The organism is Collinsella aerofaciens, from assembly GCF_025289055.1.
GTDB lineage: Bacteria > Actinomycetota > Coriobacteriia > Coriobacteriales > Coriobacteriaceae > Collinsella.
Genome location: NZ_JAESIQ010000014.1, coordinates 35,721 through 53,831 on the forward strand (window position 1 = coordinate 35,721; position 18,111 = coordinate 53,831).

An 18,111-nucleotide genomic window follows, 5' to 3' on the forward strand; every position below is an offset into this window, starting at 1 on the left:
CAACATGCCCGCGGGGTGCCCGAACACCGGACGCCCCGCACGCCCGCACTCCTACAAATCTAGTGCCTTCTTCGCGGCGTCGACCGGGTCGCCATCCATGTAGAACACCGGGCTCAGGCCCGAGATAATCTCGGACGAAACACTCTGCAGGCCCGCGATGGCACTCAGCGGCAAAATCACGCGCTTGGCGCCGGCGTTTTTGGCCACGCGCATAATGTCCTCGAGCCCGCAGATCTCGTCCATAGAACCCGACATGCGCAAGATACCCGGAATCGCCAGCGCGGGCATCACCGGGCGGTTACACGCCGCAGAGCAAAGGCCTACAAACTCGGCGAGCGAAACTTCCTCGGACAGACCCTTGCTCTGCAGGTCGTTGTAGAACAGCAGATAATCCTTGGAGCCAATGTGCATGCCCGGCGCCACGCGGTTCGCCAGGTTCACAAAGTTGTCGAACGCGGCTTCCAGCGTATCGCGCACCGGTTTGTTAAAGGCCACGCCCTCGTGCTTAAACTTGCACTCGCCGGCAACGGCCTTATTCTCCAGCTTGTACACGGCAACCTCGCCGCCCTGCGACCTGCCCACGCCAAACACGTGGCCGGACAGCAGCGGCCCGTCGGGAATCAGCGTGTCCTCGCTCTGCTCGGGCACGCGCACCACATGCACATCCTGCGGGTTGTCGGCGTCCATATAGCCCAGGTTAACGTCGATAAACTCGACGCCCGCCATAATCTTGAGCTGCTCCTTTACGCGGCGACGGCCCTCGATGGCGTAATCCAACAGCCAGCGCACGTCGTCCTTGTCCATGGCCTCGTCGGGGAACAGCAGCTTGGCAAGGCCGCTAAAGGTCTTGCGCACGGCGATCTCGTCACGCTTGTTAAAGTCACTGTTAAAGCGGAAATACCGGTCGATATGGTGCGTAAAGTCCTTGCGGCGCATCTCCTTGCAAAACTCCGACAGGCAGTCGGTGATCAGGCCATAATGCCCGGTCAGCAGGCTCGACCGCATCTTGGGAATCTCCCAGCCCGGCAGGTAATAGTGGATACGGTCGAAGAAGGCCGAATCGTTGTTGAACTCCGGCGGGAACGGGTCAAACAGGTGCGTGGTCTTAAGAACGTTTTGCACGGTGTCGTTGATGTTGCCCTCAAAGACCATGGAGGCATCGGCGTTAATCTGGTCGCGGCCGCGCGCGTAGCTGCCGCTCGCCATATAGTCCTTCATGATCTGCACGGCGTTGGTGTCCTTAAAGCGCATGCCGGCGACCTCGTCGAACGTCACGCAATCCCAATGGCCCACCAAGCCCACGCGATCGGCGCGCATGGAGTTCATGCGGCCGAACAGGTTGGCCGTGGTGGTCTGGCCGCCCGAAAGCAAGATGGCGTAAGGCGAGACCTCTTTGTAGATATGGCTCTTGCCGGTGCCGCGGGGACCAAGCTCGCACAGATTGTAGTTGCGCTCGATCAGCGGCACCATGCGCTCGATAAAGTGCAGGCGCTCCTTCTCCGAAAGCTCGCTGGGCTCATAGCCGGCAGAGCGCAGCAGCATGTTGAGCCATTCGTCGCGCGAGAAATACTGACGCTCCTCGATCATGGCGTCCAGGTCCAGGTTGGGCATCTGGATGGGCGTGAGCGACGCCACGCTAAACGGAGAGTCCTCGGGCCCGCGCTTTTTGCGCTTGGCCTTGGCGCGGCGCGGCGCATCGTCGCCAAAGACCTCCATGCCAAACTCGTCTTCCTCATCCAAGGGGTGACGATACTCGATGCTCATAATGCACCAAATGCCGCCCTGCAGAATCTTGGAATAGTCGCGCACGTACTCGGCCGGCATTACAAACGGCTCGATGGTCAGATTGGCAAACGATGCCACGTAGATGTCTTTGTACTCGTCGAGCTTGGCCGTCACCTTATCGATGATGGTAAAGCGGCCCAGCTCACGAATCTTGGACTTAATGCGCTCGGACTCGTCGGGACGCACGTAGTTGTCGGTGAGGATCCTGCGGATGCGATCCAGGCCCTCTGCCACGGCTTCCTCGTCATCGGTTGAGCAGTACATGCCCAGCAGATACTCCAACACAAAGGTGGGCACGTTGGCGCCGCGCTTCATAAAGGCCGTCAGGTCCTTGCGTACGATCTTGCCGCCAAAGTGCTCGAGCAGCTTACCGTCCAGCCCGTCCATGTCGTAGCCCTCATCCTCGGGAGCCTCGGCTGCGGCCTGACCATAGCCATCAGTCGAGGATTCGTCCTCGACGGGCACCGCAACCTCAACAGGAGCAGTAGTCTCCACCGGCTCCAGAGCGGACGTGGCAGTCACGGCCTCCTCTGCAGACACCGCAGCCCGCACCGGCGCATTCACATCAATCGAGGGAACTTCCCACAGATTGTCGTCATTGCTATCAAACATAGGGCACACTCCTAAAAACCAAAGTCAGCAACAGGGGCAAACGAAACAGCGATGGTATACGTCTCGCGCCAAACGATCTTGCCCGTCTCGCGCTCGCGGCAGACCAGATAGTACGGACCCTTGGCCGAGAATCCATCCGCCGCATGCAGCGCAAACTTGACATGCACTACGCGCTCCTGCGAGTTAGCAGAAGTCTTGTTGGCATGCGCCTTGACCGTATCGCTCACCTCGTTGCCGCTTGCGTCGGTAAACACCAGCTCGTACTCGCACGGCAAGACCTTGCCTTGGGCGGGTTCCTCCTGAATCAAGTTAACCGAGAAAAGCGAGTTGGTCACTCGGCGCCCCTCACTTAGCACGCGCAGCGTCGCCACGCGCGTGTCGACAAAATCCTTGGAACCCGAGCGCGCACGCCAAAATCCGACAACGGGCACGCACAGCTCCTGCAAGCTCATGCCGCCGTGGACATAGTTGTTAGTACCGCCGGGACGCCTAAAGTGCACGTTCTCGCGCAGGGCAAACCCCTCAAAGCCGGCACCCAAACGTCCCATGTCAACAGTAACAAACACCCCGCGTGCCTCGTCCGATAGTTTGGCCACGGCCTCATTGGGCACCACCAGATGACGCTTGCCGTGCATGACGGGAGCGTCAAGGACGGGAAGGTCCGGTTTGCCAAGCATCTGGCACTCGCTGAGCTCCCGACGCGTGTAGATAAAGCCGTGGTCCGCCGTTATAACAACACGCGCGCCCGGGGCGTCGGTGCACACGCGACGCGCCAACGCAGCAAGTTCCTCCACGGTGTCCGCACAGGCACCGAAGACGTCATCCTGCGTAGCGGCCTTCTCGCCCGTGGCATCGATCTTGTTGTGGTAGAGGTAAACAAGTCTTGAGTCCTTGAGCAGCGCCTTACGCTCGGTTCCCGCCATGTTGAGGTATGCGCTCGAGCGTAAAGCGCGGGCCGTAGGCTCAACATGGGTAAGCACGGCCTCGCGTTGCGGAGTCGTTGCGGTGGGCTTGCCGTCAGCCAGCACAAACGAACCATCCGCTGCAAGCCCAAGCGCCTGATGCGGCAGCAGCGCGGGCATGCCCACCTCTGTAATGGAGGGAAAGACCGCCTGCATGCTAGAAACCTTGACGTTGCCGCCGCGCTCGCGCTCGAGCAGCGCCGCGACGTCGCAGGCCACCTCATAGCGCAGCGCGTCGCTCACGATAACAACCGTCGTTTTAGCAGAGCCCACAAAGGTGGGCAGCACATGCCAGTAGAACTCATCCTGCCGTTCGGGACCCTCGATGTAGCCGCAATCGGCCCACTCCCCTTGCGCAGCGGATGTCCAGCAGGCATTGGCATCGGCCAAGAACCAGTTACTGTAGAGATTCTCCGCCCAGTCCGCCACAGCGCGGGCAGGCTCCTCGAGCGCATCGCACTCGACGGAGCGCGCCCGCAGATAAGCGGTGCACATATGGCGATAGGCAGTATCCATGGAATACCAATCGGTCGTGTAGGCATCCCACACCTGCTGGGGCTGCGCCAGATGGAAGCCGCCCGCGTGCGCCTGCCTAAACGCGCACATATCGGCCACAGCGGCAAGCAGGTCAAAGTAGCTCTCGACACGACGGTACCAGCTTAGGTCGCAGCGACGCGCCGCAAAGGCGCGCGCATCCTCAACACGGTCCGCGCCCTGGGCAAACGAGCAAAACAGCTGCGAGAGCACGGCCTCATTGACGCACGGAAACACATCAAGCGAGGTCAGCACATCGATCGGCAAGGTCTCGAACCGTGCAAAGAGTCCGCGGGCGTCCTCAACCAAACGGCAAATCTCAAATAGGTCCTCGCTCGATGCCTGGGTATCGGCGGTCTGGTCCCACGTACGCACCGCCTCAAGGCAATAGGGGCCGTAGGCGGGAGCCACATAGCTTTCGAGTCCCTTGAGCGCTCCCTCGGGAAGCGCGGTAGACGCCGCTGTAAGGAGCACATGGGATGAAAGCATAAGCAATGAGTCGCGCTCATACAGCGGTCCCTCAAACCCATAGCAGCGAAGCATAAAGGCAGAGAGCACATCGCGCACGCAGTACTTGTCCATCAACTCGGCCAGCGCCTCGGGACCCTCGTGCAGCAGCATGGTCATACAGCCACGCAGCACAAATGCGGGGCGCGCGTCACCAAGCTCTTTACCGCCAAAAATCACCGTAAGGATGCCGAGTTCGATATCGGATGCGCCCGAGGCATGCGGAACACACGCGGCAAACTTAGCGCAGCGGGTCTTGGCATCAAAGAACGTCTTGTGCTCGCGCAGACTCTCGCGCACGGCGTCGATATTCTCGATGCCCAGCTGATCGGCCAAAAGCGAAAGATAGTCAGCCTGGAACTGATCGGCATACAGCTCAACATCGGCAAGCCAATCACCCTCAAGCCTGCCGCGCGGGCAACGGCGATACAGCAAGATATCGCTCGCAAGGTCATCGCGGTTGATGAGCTTCTTGACGGCAAACATACGGCCCTCGCAGGCCTCAACAAAGCGCACCGGGCGCTCAAAGTCACCGTGAGCAGGCATTACGCCGGCATCGGCCCCTGCGCCGTCGAAACCCTCGGCAGCCAATCGCTCAAACTCAGGAGCAAACTCGCCGTCCGCATCGTGCCAAACCACCACACGGCGCGGCGCGCATGAGGACAACGGCTGCAAAAATCGCAGCTTGAGCTGTTCTTCTACATCGATCTTGGGCATGAATATCCTTACCGTATCTGCAGTTACTTAATCTTCGCCAGCACATCCTGAAACTTGGCGTAGTTGACCTTGACGCCGTCGTCCAGGTCGACCTTAATCATCTGGTCTGCCAAGTGGTGCAGTTTCTCCTCGTAGGCAATGGTCTCTTTGAGCTGGTCGTTGAGCTTTTTGATGCGCTTATCCAAGCGCACGCGCTCGCCGCGCTCGGCACTGACAAGGGCATCGTTGGCATACCCGATCTGGGCACGGTAGCGCTCCTGCTGCTCATGCACATAGTCGGTGCGGATGCGAGCCAACAGGTCAGGCTGGTAGCGATGCATGTAAACAAGGCACTTGAAGCCGTTCTTCTTGCCGCTGTCGAACAGCCAGTAGATGGGGCGCTTCTTATAGGTCTGGCAGTGGTCCTTAAAGAAGTCCTTCAAAAAGTAGGTGCGGATGACCTCGCGCGAGGTACCCTTGCCGCCGAGTGCCTCGGAAATAAAGGCCAGATTCTGCTCAAGCGTCTCCTCGCCATACACGGTGCGCACAAAGTCGATAAAGTAGCGCACGATGTCGTCGTCAAAGTACTCGTCATCGGTAATGGGCAGCACGTTATCGCTATCGGGCATAAAGGTCACATGATCAGAGTTGGGCATCTTGGCCAGATAGTCATCGACTGTGGTGCCCTGATCGGCCAGGACCAGCCCGTCCACATCCAGCGAATAGCGGCCAAACATGCAGCCCACGGCATAGCTTATGAGCGAGGTGATCTCGTCTCGCTTGGTGCGCACGTATTTGTTGCCCTTGTAGCTCTCGGGAATCTCGTCGGCGGTATTGAAAATGCGCGCCACCGAAACGTACTTATCCTCGACCTCAATGGGCACCTCACCCTCCATGTTGTAGATCTTGGCAAAGATTCGGTTGAGCTCTTCCTCGTTAGTGCGAAGCTGCTCGAAGCGAGCATTGACCTCGGCCTTGCGAGCCTCATATTTATCGGCCAAAAGCGTTGCCATTGTGCTGCCTTCCGTTTCCATGGTCTTGCAATTAATCGGTCACCGTAAAGGAATCAGGCTCGGAGCTCAGCCCTATGCGCCGCGCGACACCCGCGTATCTCTTGCTCGAAAGCAGCTGATTCGTCTTAATTGCGCGATATGAAATCGCTCTCCTATCCAATGGAAGCTTTCAAATCGACTTCATGCCACACGTATCTGCCAAACACTCCCGATGCTGGACTAAACTCAAATGCGCATTCTCGAGATTCGCTCCTTTCCGAAATTACAAGGAGCAATCGAGATCCCCCCAATAGATCGCGAGCGTTCCCACAGCGACAAATCGCATGGTAATCTTGCGAACCGACTGTCTTCTCGGTAATCAAAAATGGAAGCGTTGCTAAACCAGACGGATCAAAATAAGGGGTACCATGAGCGGAAACGTTGCACATGTGCGGCTCCCCGCACATTATTAAATCGAGCTGCAAAACCGCATCCGTTATCGCAAAGTCCCCTGACTTTTCCTGCTCAACGCACTTCAGCTCAATGCATATTTCTCTAGTCTCACCACGGAGAAAACGATCAACCTCCTGTCGGTCGTAATTTTGAGGTTCATAAATACAACAATCAGACATGGTTATTACCTTTCGAAACTACAACGTCCTTGCGGAAGCACTTATCTTTGGATAATTTGATCTATTGCGCTTCCGGCAATAATACCCACGGCATCGGCCGTCCACTTCAGTGCCGTAGGCGTTTCTTCTAGAGGCTTGCCATGCTGACCGCGGCCAATCAAAGCAAGGCCCTTTTTCGTTATTTGCAAGCCAACGCCTTCTTGTGAAAGCGCCAAATAATCGGCATCTTTCAACGACTTTATGCACCCAGCAACATCAACTGTCGGAATACCCCAAGCAGAAACGTCGATTTCGGAAATGCGCTCGTTTTCAAGCTCGATAATCTGCCACAGCAGCTCCCTAATGATGCATGCATCTATAGGACGCTTCGCACCGCAGGGGATGATCCACCTGAATGGGAAAGAGGTTTCTTTTACCGCACCAGAAATCAAATCAGCCCTACACCAGGCAGAAACATCTCGTTTATCGGCGTTCCACTTTTCAGCACACTCCGCTGTAGTTCGTTTCGTCTCTTCGACAAGTTTGTAGGATTTAGCCACAACGCTCACCTACAACAGCGGATGACGTTTGAAATCCCAAGAGGTTTCAAACGAGTCGCAATCTAGCCTTGAAATGCCCAGACAATAATCCACCAAACCATCAACCGCCCCATGCTCAGCAGGCTCAATAGCGATGGGAAGCTTGGCAATATCACCGGGTTGGGCGTTTAGCGTGGGAACAAGGAAGGACGTTGCCGTTGCAACAACGGATGAGTTAAGCAACCCAAGCAAGTACTTCATATCGCAGACAGGAGGAAACATAGCCACGGCCGCAGAGTCAAACAAAGACCCGGAAGGCTGCATTCTAAATGCAATCTGCCCAGACGTAATTCTTGAATACGTGATGCACGATAAGAAGGCAATTGAATCCTTTATCCTGGATGCGCCAGGTGCCGCGGAAAGAGAGCGGCCATTCTTGGCATATTCAATAACGTGATCCCTGTTGCCATACCATTTCCTAAAGGAGCCACCCTTATTGTGCGGATACCATTTTGCATCTAGGCTCAAGCTGGATTCGGCAGAGTTACAAGCGACGCTCATGTCCCCAAGAGAGCATTCAAACCAATAGCGCAAAAAACGATCGTTATCACTTGTCTGCAAACCGACCTGCGGCTTGGCAAACAAGCCAAGCTTTTCCTTATTCGTAAACGCATCCAGAAGGGCATCGCTGGCCCAGTAGGCTATGGGAGTGCCGGGGATCTTCTTGAAGGTGTCGGCGTCGCGACGGTAGAACCAGCCGCAGTTAGGATTATGGATGGCCTCCAGCGCCTTGGGAGCCTGAACCGCGGGACCAGTAAAATCGGCAAGACGAACGTATCCGCCCTTATAGTCATCGATATGCGAATTGTGATAGGTAAATGTGCAGATAGGCACAGTTGCCCCTGCAAAGCCAGAATACTCGAGCTGAATGAGCGTGGTTAGAGTCTTGTCATCGATAAGCCTATTTCGAAGCTTCTCGTAGCTACCGATAAACATCCAAACGAACGGGGTCATCATTCCAACTTCGCCGTGCTCGCCGGCAAAGTCCATAATACGCACGATGAACGAAGAGAACAGGTCGCTCTTCACGTCGGGGTAGTTCTTCTTGATCCACTTGCTCATGAATGGATTAAAGCTGCTGCTGCCCATATACGGAGGATTCGCCACAGTGCAGGTAAAACGACGGGACAGCTTCTCGCAGATGGCGGCAGCGCTTTCGAGCTTAGTTTTGGCCGTAGCGGCAAAAAGGTCATCGGAACAACTCGCGGCGGCAGCCTTGAGCTCGTCGATCTCGTCCTCTGAGGGATTGAGCAGCGAACCGATCTCGCCCAAATGACTCAGCTCCTCGGCGAGCTTCTTGTTACCCGGCAGCTCGTCCTCCCCTAGCGGGATGCTCGAGAGCACGGTAACGTCGGCGCGAACGCCACGCCTAAAGAAGCGACGGTCGTGCTCGCGGGCGCACATGGCAAGCGCCAGCTCCGCGATCTGTGCCGCGCGGGAATCGATTTCCATACCTGCAAGGTTTTTAGTAAGAATGAGCTCGGGAATCTCGCGCTCACGATAGCCGCGCTCCTCGTACATATGGAAGAGCAGCTCAAACGCATAGACCAAGATATGGCCCGAGCCGCATGCGGGGTCGCAGAGGGTTATCTCCTCGGGACTCGAAATGCGAATGAAGTCCTCGTGCTCAGCATCGGGCTCGATGTAATACTCCATGCGCTCGCGTAGCGAACTCCCCGGATTGTTGAGCATCCACAGACGGCCGAGCGAGTTCTCGACCATATAGCGCACGATCCACTCGGGGGTGAAGAGCTGCGTAGCGGGCGCGATGTCCGCCGCCGCTGCCTTGCGCTTGGACTTGAAGAACTCGTCTTTAACGTCGGCATTGTAGTACTGATACATCCAGCCCAGAACGGTCACGCCCTCGCGCCAGTCCTCGTCAGCGAGGACGGCATTGAGTTTGCCCACCACACTGTCAGCCATCATGAGGCCCTGGGGCAACAGCAGCTCCATGGCTCCGCCCACGCGTTCAAAGACGCCCGGCAGGCAATCGGCAAGCTCCTCGCACTGAGCAACAAACAAGTAGCGCCACAACGGTTCATCCAAGCCCGCCATCTTGAGCTCGGCTATGCGATCGGTATCGGCCATCGTTATTTCCACGTCCAGTGCGTTCTCCACGGCCTCGCTGCCATGGCTGCCGTCCGCACGACTTAGCATGCGCATACGGCTGGGAAGCCATCCGCATGCATCCATGAAGCGAATGGCCACGATGCGGTTGAACCAGGTGTAGGCCGCACGGTCGCGCAGTGCCTCGTGACCCACCTCTGCCTGCATGCGCAGCAGTTCATCGCGCTGCTCAACCTCAGCAGGACTTAGGGGCAGGCCGTTGACGGTCTCGGACCCAACGGGCGTGGGTGCAGGTTCGGTGATGCCGTAGCGCACCATCTGCGCCTCCACGCCTTTGATGAGCTCCGTACGGGCCCAGGTGCAGAAGCTCTTAAGAGCAGAATCGTTCATGGTTGATGAGCCTTTCTAAACGCCATAAGCCACCGGTGCGCGCTTTGGCACCGGTGGCTCCGCGGGTTAGTTGATACGGATCTCGTCGTTTGCAGCGAGCGCCTGCATAAGGCGGGAGCGCAGGTCGTCCACGTAGCGCTCCACGTCCTCTGCAGACAAGAGACGACTCGGCTTGGCCAGATCGGCGCGGCGCACAGTCTTGATCTTGCGCTGGGGCTTGGGCGCGGGCACGGGAGCAGACGATGCGGCGCCCTTGTTGGAGACCTTCTTGACCACTTCGCCCGTACTCATGACCTCGGTGGTGCGGCGCTCGTTGTCCATACGCACGCGGGCCTCATCCACAGCGTCGTACATCTCGTTGGCCGCCGCACTGAGCCAGTCGCCCCAGTTAGTTGCAACAACGCTCAGTTCGTTGAGACTTTGAGCGCTGTGGGCACGGTTTTTGAACGACTCGTATTTGGTGCCGGCGTCTGCTATGGCATCCTTGGCCTGATTGACAAAGCCCTTTTGACTCTCGGCCTGCGCCCGCAGGTCTTGCAGATCGCTCTCGATGCGACACAAAAACTCATTGCGGCGGATGCCCAACAGCTTTTTCATGTCATCCTCGACGGGATCCATAAGCGGCTGCAAGTCTTTAATACGGCCGTAGGGCTTGGGATCTTTGAGGATCTCACGAACCGTTGCCACGTTCTCCACCGCACCGGGAATGTCATCGGAGGCATACTCGATACCCTCGGTGCGGTTCAAGAAATCCCTGGCGTGGTCAAACGCTGTTCGTTGATTGGACTCGAAAAACTCAACCACCTTGTCAAAGTCTTCCTTGGCATCGAGCAAACGCTCCTCATGCTTGGTGAACGTGGTCAAGAACGCCTCGGCCTCGTTCTGGTCCTTAAGGACGTCGGCCACCTCCGAGCGCATCTTCTCGCACTCGTCCTCACCGGGATACGGATAGAGCGGTTTGATGCCCGTATAGTAGTCGCGTGCTATGGCGAGGCACGACTCGCGCAAGTCCTCAAGGCGCTCCTTGAGCTCGACCACGAGCCTATCCTCGTTGGAGGGCACGGTCTTGAGATCAAACAGGTCACACATGAGTTCGTCCGTGGCGCGCAGCAACCGGTCGCTCATGCGCATGCGCAAGCGCACCTGGGCCTTATCAGCATCCTTGCGCAGGAGCGCCACCATGCGGCTGTCGTTAGCTTGAACCGTCTGACCGCCAAACAGCACCTGCGCGCGCTGCTCCACCACAAGCTGCGCCACCACATTTGCGATGTCGACCTCGCGCCAGCCAAAGGGCCTTTGCTGGTACTGGCGCTGGATATCGCCCATAGCGGTATCCAGGTGGCGCTGGTGCTGCACTTTGAGGTAGTCCTCGACCTCTTTGAGCGCACGCGTGTTACCTGCATCCATGCCAGCGAGCCCCACTTGAACGTTGCCCACCAGAGTAGAGCGAATATCGGAATCGCTCGTGACCGGCGCGCCGATATAGTCGGCCTTTTCAAAGACCACATCGCACAGCTGCGCCAGCACCTGCTCAAAGACCTGAGCGGGTTTGGCAGCACGGATCTCAATCATGCGCCCGTTGACGGCGCATCGTGCATGGAGCACTGCCTCAGCCAAAAGGGCGTCAGCCTCTTTCTCGTTAAAGTCCTTCTCGCGCATTTTGGCCTCGACAATCTGGCGGGTACTCGGCGGTAGCTCCTGCAGATTGCGCGTCTGGGCGTACATGCGAATCTTAGCGGCGTTGACGAGTGGGGCCCAATAATCCACCTCGTCGCTCAAGGCCACGATGGCCTTATCCACGGATTTCAACGCCAGCTCGGTATCGTCCGAACGGCCCAGATCGCTGGCCATGGTCACCACGGAAAGTTCCATGCCGCCCATGCTGGTACCGTGGATTGAGCCGTCCACATAGCGGTCAAACGGAAAGTCGTTGGCCCCGCGGTTGAGTTTGCGCGCAGTGTAGATGCTTTCGAACAGGCGCTTCTTGATGTACTCAATCACCTTCGCGTTGTCGATCGGGGTGCGTGCGATCTCCTGCGCTATCTCCTGCTCCTCGTCGGTGAGGAAGCTATAGGTATCGCCCTGGCGTGCCACGTAGCTCTCGCGTTCCAAGCGGGCGAGAGATTCCTTGACGCGGTCCTTAAGGGCGCGCTTGTCCACGTCCAGGCTATCGATCATAAGGATGGAGATGTTCTCGACCGTGGCCTTGACGTAGCCGATGTAGCGGATCAAGTACAGGAGCTTAAGCACCCGGACATCGTAGCTCTCAAGACCCTCTGCGTTTTCAGCCGCGCGCTCCGCACAGACGACGACCTGAATGATGCCGTGCTCCAAATCCTTGGAGATTGTGTCGAAGAAGCGCCAGAACGGCACGAGTGCACCAGTCTGGTCATGCTGGATGGCCTGAGCGCTCTCCTGAAACGCGCTCAGCATGGAGCGCTCGCCCGTGGACATGTGCTTGGCCTTAACACCGTGCTTGCGTACCTCGGTCATCACGTCGGGCAGAAGCTTAAACTGGTAGCCCACAAACGGGTAGCTGGCCACAAAATCCTTGGAGCTGGCGAAGCCGGTAAGGTCGGAGCGCGAGCCACCATCAAAGGTAAAGTTGTTTTTGAGGACGGCGGCGTCTTGCTCGTAGACCTGTGCAAGCATATCGGCCGCCGGCGCGGTCTTCTCGAGCACACGGCGCTGGATGACCTCGTCCACGCTGGAGCTGGAGAGCGAAAGGCGGGTATTGAAACGGCCCTGGATCTTTGAAAAGTCGTTGCCCACGGGCAGGCTCAGGTTGTCGATGGCCTCCTGGCTCGTAACCATCACCCACACACGGCCACCGCAGGCGGCACCCAGCTCCTCGACGATGGTCTGAAGGCTCAGCATAAGGCTTGGGTCCTGGTCGTTTGTAATAAACTGACCCACCTCGTCGACCATAAAGAGCAAACGGAAGTTGCCACCGTGGACCGCTGCCTGAGCGTCCACGTAATCCTTGACCTTTTTGGCAAAGACATCGGGGGCCAAAACCTCGTCCTCAGAACCCTCGAGCCAGTTCCATGCGGCCTTTTCGCTCATGCCGAGCACGCTCTGCAGCACCTCGACGACGTCGTCCTCAAAGTAGCTGTAGGTGTCGCGGGCCTGGAGCCAGGACTCGCCGTTGACGCGCTCAAAGGCCTCGCGGAACTCCTGGGTCTTGCCCAGAGAATCGATGTAGTCCTCGAGCTTTGCAAGCTTGAGGTCCTCGCCGTAGAAGCCGCGCGCCTCGTAGAACATGCGCTCAAAGCCGCGAAGCAGCGCCGTGGGAGCCGTATCGCCCTGCTTCCACTGGCCCGCCTTGCTATCGATGTTAAAGAGGATGGCCTGCGTGGGCACCGAGCAGGCGCGCTCCATGGCAGCCGCGACCATGGGGTCGACGATCTTGCCGTCAAAGTAGCGGATGGCGCTCTTGCCGCCGATCTGGCGATTCTCGAGCAGGTAGCTCAGCATCTTGAGGAAGTGCGATTTACCGGAACCGAAGAAACCACTGATCCACACGCCGATCTTGTCGGTGCGCGCATCGATGGCATCGCCGTAGGCCTTGAAGAACGTGGCAAAGTGCCTCTGCAACTCGCGCGTCACCACGTACTCGTCAAGCTCCTGGCGGATGGACCCATCTTTTGAATCCTGGACCTTGACCACGCCGTTGATGGAGCGGTTGATGTCTTTTGCAAAGAGGTCGCGAATGATCGTGTTGTCCATGGGTGCTCCTTTGGGTTTGGGAACGTTATGGCAAAGGGTTGTTACCGGCGGCAGGGACTTGCCTGCGGGGAGCCGTGCTTACGAGATATCGATGGCGCGGTAGTAGTTGTCGGCCGGCAGACGGTTAAAGAGATGGAAAGAAGAGCCGTTGAAACTGCCCGGGTAGGCGGCGACCACAGGCACCTCATCAAAATCCGCAAGCATGCAATGGAGAAGCGTGTGCATGCGAAAGAACGGGAAAACCTCGCCCGCGCCGGTGAGGAGAACGACGTCTCCAGGCGCGTGCGGCTCGGTCTGCTCAAGGATGTACGCGGCGACTTTCTCGGGCGAGGCGAACTTGGCCACGTCCTCGAGTACGCGCTGGGTGCCGCGGCGCTCCTCTTGGTGCGGGATAGCATTGAGGACACGGCGCTTTTCGAGAATTGCCAGCACGGCGTCGTAAAGGTTCACGACCTTGAGCGTGCACGGAAGCTTGTCGGCCTCGGCATCGCGTGAAAGAGTGTCAAATAATGCACGCGCCTCAAACTCCAGCGCGGGGTCATAGCAAAAAGTATGGAAGCCGATCTCATTGCCTATGCCCTTGTTGGCCAAGAAGTCCTCGCTGCACAGGCACTCGCGCAGAAGCTGCGCACGGCGCTCAAATTCCTGACAGGCGCGCTCGGAGCGGGCATGCGCCGCCACGACGCTCTTGCGGGAATGGATGCCGATATTGGTGGTGAGATCGGTCGCCGGGGTGATAACAAGGTCGACGGCGCTTTTGACGGGAGCCACGTTACATCATCGCCCTGCCGGTAAGGGCCGCGATAAGCGACTGCTCGCCCAGCTGAACCAAGGCTCGCTCGACATCGGAATCGAGGAAGAGTGGTGACAGGCGCTCGGACTCCGGGCCCTGGCCCTCGCCGATAAGGCCGGCATGGCGGAGCGTCTGGCGGAGCGAGCCCTTGATGCGCTTGACCGTGGCCTCAGTCCAGCGGGCCGCGTCCGGATACTCCGTGGTAAAGCGTGTCATAAAGGCGTTGAGGTCAACCGCCGTAAAGGCATAATCAAAGTTTTGAAGGCGCTCCCCCACCTCGACGAGCACGAGCTCGCGCACAATGTCGTAGCGACAGATCATACTGTAGAAGATGGCCTGGTCCGCCTGCGTGGGGGCGCCGGATGCCATGAGGCTGGTTAGGGATGACGCAGCCTCGACGGCGGTATTGGCGTCGATGCCGCGCGCGGCGCATACGGCGTCCGTGGGCACCATGGCGTCGAGGCGGCGAAGGCACACGGTTGCGCGGTTGGCGACCATGCGCTCCGTGGGATATTGAAAGAGGTTCTCGCTCTTTACGCGTACAATGACCTGCTCGTCGCTTGCGCCCTGCATACGAAGGGCAGCGACGATGTGCATCTCATGCGGGAGGAATTGCTCGCGGGTGAGCACCCCCCCCCCCCCGAACGCTTTTTGTGGTTACATCCACAGTACACGCTCCAAGGGTGTCAAAGGCTGTCATAAGTGCGCCGCAACCCGGCAGGCAGGCGCGGCGCACATGACAATAATCATACCTGTTGGTAAAAAAGTTACCACGCCCAGAGTGTCAAATGTTGAGCAACAAAATTTAATCCGGTTAACGGTCATTTTCGCAGCTTAGAAACTTTAACGAGGTCGCCCCAAATCACACTTGCCAGACAACCGCGCTTACGAATGCAGGCACGCACACGCCCAACGCCACCCTCCGCTACACTCAACATAGAGTTATACATATGATTCTATGTAAGGAGTTTCATATGCCTGTCGTAAAGCCTATTTCTGATCAGACGCGCGCACTAACCACCATTCAGGAACGCGAAGATCACATTCAACGTACCATCGCTCATGGTTACGATGACCTCACCAACGGTCGTGTGCGCCCCTGGAAACAAGCGAAGGCAGAGGCAAATCGGATGCGAGCCATCAGGTAAGGTCACCCCTCCCCCATGTAACCATCTTGTAAATCATAGCGGCGCAGTCGAGTTTTACCGTGATGCGGTCGCGCCTGGCGCTCCACTGTGCTAAAGTATCCCGAACGTTCAAACGACTACGAGGGAGACTAGAAGATGGCACGTGTGCACAACTTCTCAGCTGGCCCGGCCGCACTGCCTACAAGCGTGCTCGCCGAGATCGCCGACGAGATGATGGACTACCGCGGTTGCGGCATGTCCGTGCTCGAGATGAGCCATCGATCGAGCATGTACCAGCAGATCATCGACGACGCTGAGGCAACCCTGCGCCGCCTGCTAAGTATCCCCGACAACTACCGTGTCCTGTTTTTGCAGGGCGGCGCCACGCTGCAGTTTGCGGGCATCCCCATGAACCTCATGCGCCGCGGCCGCGCCGGCTACATCGTGACCGGCAACTTCGCCAACAAGGCGTACAAGGAGGCCGCCAAGTACGGCGAGGCCGTGCTGCTCGCGAGCTCCGAGGGCACCAATTTCGACCGCATACCCACCATGGCCGACATCAACGCGCGCATTGCCGCCGAGGCCGCAGGCGACGGGCTCGACTACGTCTACATCTGCCAGAACAACACCATCTTTGGCACCATGTACCACGAGCTGCCCGCTTGCGGCGACGTGCCGCTGGTCGCCGATGTCTCGAGCTGTTTTCTGTCGCAGCCGCTCGACGTCGAGCGCTACGGCCTCATCTACGCCGGCGCGCAGAAAAACGCCGGCGCCGCGGGTGTGACCGTGGTCATCGTGCGCGACGACCTCATCGCAGATGGCCCCGCCTTTGCGCAGACGCCGCAGTACCTGGACCTTAAGACCCAGGCCGCCAAGGGTTCCATGCTCAACACGCCCAACACCTTTGGCATCTACGTGTGCGGCAAGGTGTTCCGTTGGGTGGAGCAGACCGGCGGACTTGCCGCCATGGCCGAGCGCAACTGGGCCAAGGCCAACCTGCTCTACGACTTGCTCGAGAACAGCAAACTATTCCACGGCACCGCGCAGACAGACAGTCGCTCCATCGCCAACGTCACGTTCCGCACCGGCGACGCCGACCTCGACGCCGCCTTTGTTGCGGGCGCGGCAGAGCACCAGATCCAAAACGTCAAGGGCCATCGCCTCGTCGGCGGCATGCGCGCCAGCGTGTACAACGCAGTCACCATGGAGGACGTACAGGCGCTGGCCACGTACATGAAGGACTTCGAAGCGCAGCTTAGTTAGAGCCCGCGATCTAACTAGCCCGCAACGCGCGGGCCGATCAGCCATCTCAGACCACCCTGTATAGATCAAAACCTGCTAAGGAGTTTTCCATGCGCAAGATTAAAACCATCGATGACATTACCAAGGACGGCAAGGTCGAGTTTGGTGAGGGCTACGAGTTTGTGAGCACCGCCGAAGAGGCCGACGCCATTCTGATGCGCTCGACCGACCTGCACGGCTACGAGCTGCCCGAGGGCATCCGCGCCATCGCCCGCTGCGGCGCCGGCGTCAACAACATCCCCGTCGAGGAGTACGCCAAGAAGGGCGTCGTCGTCTTTAACTCCCCCGGCGCCAACAGCAACGCCGTCAAGGAGCTCGTCCTAGGCATGCTGGTGCTCTCGAGCCGCGGCGTGGTGCAATCGATGAACTGGGTGCGCGACAACGCCGACGACCCCGAGATCCAGGTCGATGCCGAGAAAGCCAAGAAGGCCTTTGTGGGCCGCGAGCTCAAGGGCAAGCGCATCGGCGTCATCGGCCTGGGCAACGTGGGCTCCAAGGTCGCCAACGCCTGCGTCGACCTGGGCATGGATGTCTACGGCTACGACCCGTTCATTTCCGTTGAACACGCGTGGGTGCTGAGCCGCGAGGTGCAGCGCGTGGGCACGCTCGAGGATCTCTGCCGCGGCTGCGACTACCTCACCGTACACGTGCCCAGCAAGGCCGACACCATCGGCATGATCAGCACCGAGCAGATCAACCTGCTGGCCCCGGACGCCGTGCTGATCAACTACGCACGCGAGACCATCATTGACGAGGACGCCGTTGACGCCGCCCTGCGCGAGGGTAAGCTGAGCTGGTTTAGCTGCGACTTTGCCACGCCCAAGACCGTCAAGATGCCCAATACGTTTATCACCACACACTCGGGCGCCGGCACCGGCGAGGCCGAGGCCAACTGCGCCGATATGGCCATCAGCGAGCTCAAGGATTACCTGGAGAACGGCAACATCGCGCACAGCGTCAACTACCCCGCCTGCAGCATGGGCAAGGCGCGCGCCGCGAGCCGCATCGCCTGCCTGCACGCCAACGTGCCCAACATGATCGGCCAGATCACGGCAATCCTGGCCAAGGACAACGCCAACGTGCAGCGTATGACCAACGAGTCCGCTGGCGAGAACGCTTACACCATGTTCGACACCGACGAGCACCTGAACAGCAGCACCATCGAGGCGCTCAAGCAGATTCCGTCGATGTATCGCGTGCGCGTGATTAAATAGCGCCGGCGCCAAGCCTGCCAGACAGGCCACGAAGCCCATTCGGCCCCCGTTTTCACGAAACGGGGGCCGAATTCGTTGCTCCGGCTGGTTTTGTAAATGCTACCAAGAACAAGTTTTTTCGGATAATCGACAGTCATGCCCAAATCACTGAGCGCACCTGCTTTGATAAACAGCTTTATCAGGGGTTTTAG

Annotated in this window: 11 protein-coding genes; 3 read left to right on the forward strand and 8 right to left on the reverse strand. The window is 58.5% G+C overall.

Translation table 11 applies throughout. From position 1 onward, the window contains the following. Positions 1–51: 51 nt before the first annotated feature. The 8 genes from brxL to JMJ97_RS05550 all read right to left on the reverse strand — a co-directional run bounded on the left by brxL (position 52) and on the right by JMJ97_RS05550 (position 14,907). Positions 52–2,397 carry a protease Lon-related BREX system protein BrxL gene (brxL, locus tag JMJ97_RS05515; RefSeq protein WP_260699431.1) on the reverse strand — a complete coding sequence of 782 codons (2,346 nt, stop codon included), beginning with the start codon at positions 2,395–2,397 and terminating at the stop codon, positions 52–54. Positions 2,398–2,408: 11 nt separating this feature from the next. Continuing rightward, entirely contained in the window at positions 2,409–5,117 is a 2,709-nt protein-coding gene (pglZ, locus tag JMJ97_RS05520; protein ID WP_260699432.1) for a BREX-1 system phosphatase PglZ type A, read from the reverse strand. 23 nt (positions 5,118–5,140) lie between these two features. Then, a complete protein-coding gene (locus JMJ97_RS05525; protein WP_260699433.1) occupies positions 5,141–6,109 on the reverse strand; it encodes a BREX-1 system adenine-specific DNA-methyltransferase PglX in 969 nt (322 codons plus the stop codon). 652 nt (positions 6,110–6,761) lie between these two features. Next, on the reverse strand, positions 6,762–7,259 hold the full coding sequence (locus JMJ97_RS05530) for a hypothetical protein (RefSeq protein ID WP_260699434.1): 498 nt from the start codon (positions 7,257–7,259) through the stop codon (positions 6,762–6,764). 9 nt (positions 7,260–7,268) lie between these two features. Then, positions 7,269–9,755 (reverse strand): BREX-1 system adenine-specific DNA-methyltransferase PglX, encoded by a 2,487-nt coding sequence (pglX, locus tag JMJ97_RS05535; protein ID WP_260699435.1) that lies wholly within the window; start codon positions 9,753–9,755, stop codon positions 7,269–7,271. A 66-nt stretch (positions 9,756–9,821) separates the two neighbouring features. Then, complete coding sequence (gene brxC, locus JMJ97_RS05540; protein WP_260699436.1) at positions 9,822–13,484, reverse strand: BREX system P-loop protein BrxC; 3,663 nt, start codon at positions 13,482–13,484, stop codon at positions 9,822–9,824. 78 nt (positions 13,485–13,562) lie between these two features. Further along, on the reverse strand, positions 13,563–14,255 hold the full coding sequence (locus JMJ97_RS05545; protein WP_260699437.1) for a DUF1788 domain-containing protein: 693 nt from the start codon (positions 14,253–14,255) through the stop codon (positions 13,563–13,565). Position 14,256: 1 nt separating this feature from the next. Further along, a complete protein-coding gene (locus JMJ97_RS05550) occupies positions 14,257–14,907 on the reverse strand; it encodes a BrxA family protein (RefSeq protein ID WP_260699438.1) in 651 nt (216 codons plus the stop codon). Between the two features lie 344 nt (positions 14,908–15,251). Between JMJ97_RS05550 and JMJ97_RS05555 the strand changes: the two genes are divergently transcribed. The 3 genes from JMJ97_RS05555 to JMJ97_RS05565 all read left to right on the forward strand — a co-directional run bounded on the left by JMJ97_RS05555 (position 15,252) and on the right by JMJ97_RS05565 (position 17,920). After that, positions 15,252–15,425, forward strand: coding sequence for a hypothetical protein (locus JMJ97_RS05555; RefSeq protein WP_260699439.1), 174 nt, complete (start codon positions 15,252–15,254; stop codon positions 15,423–15,425). A gap of 135 nt (positions 15,426–15,560) precedes the next feature. Further along, a complete protein-coding gene (serC, locus tag JMJ97_RS05560) occupies positions 15,561–16,667 on the forward strand; it encodes a 3-phosphoserine/phosphohydroxythreonine transaminase (RefSeq protein WP_260699440.1) in 1,107 nt (368 codons plus the stop codon). An 89-nt stretch (positions 16,668–16,756) separates the two neighbouring features. Next, on the forward strand, positions 16,757–17,920 hold the full coding sequence (locus JMJ97_RS05565) for a phosphoglycerate dehydrogenase (RefSeq protein WP_117639695.1): 1,164 nt from the start codon (positions 16,757–16,759) through the stop codon (positions 17,918–17,920). Positions 17,921–18,111: the final 191 nt, after the last annotated feature.

What these genes read in the sequence shown, in the direction of transcription:
- brxL (WP_260699431.1), bottom strand. Translation starts at nt 2,397, where the DNA reads ATGTTTGATAGCAATGACGACAATCTGTGGGAAGTTCCCTCGATTGAT.
- pglZ (WP_260699432.1), bottom strand. Translation starts at nt 5,117, where the DNA reads ATGCCCAAGATCGATGTAGAAGAACAGCTCAAGCTGCGATTTTTGCAG.
- JMJ97_RS05525 (WP_260699433.1), bottom strand. Translation starts at nt 6,109, where the DNA reads ATGGCAACGCTTTTGGCCGATAAATATGAGGCTCGCAAGGCCGAGGTC.
- pglX (WP_260699435.1), bottom strand. Translation starts at nt 9,755, where the DNA reads ATGAACGATTCTGCTCTTAAGAGCTTCTGCACCTGGGCCCGTACGGAG.
- brxC (WP_260699436.1), bottom strand. Translation starts at nt 13,484, where the DNA reads ATGGACAACACGATCATTCGCGACCTCTTTGCAAAAGACATCAACCGC.
- JMJ97_RS05555 (WP_260699439.1), top strand. Translation starts at nt 15,252, where the DNA reads ATGCCTGTCGTAAAGCCTATTTCTGATCAGACGCGCGCACTAACCACC.
- serC (WP_260699440.1), top strand. Translation starts at nt 15,561, where the DNA reads ATGGCACGTGTGCACAACTTCTCAGCTGGCCCGGCCGCACTGCCTACA.
- JMJ97_RS05565 (WP_117639695.1), top strand. Translation starts at nt 16,757, where the DNA reads ATGCGCAAGATTAAAACCATCGATGACATTACCAAGGACGGCAAGGTC.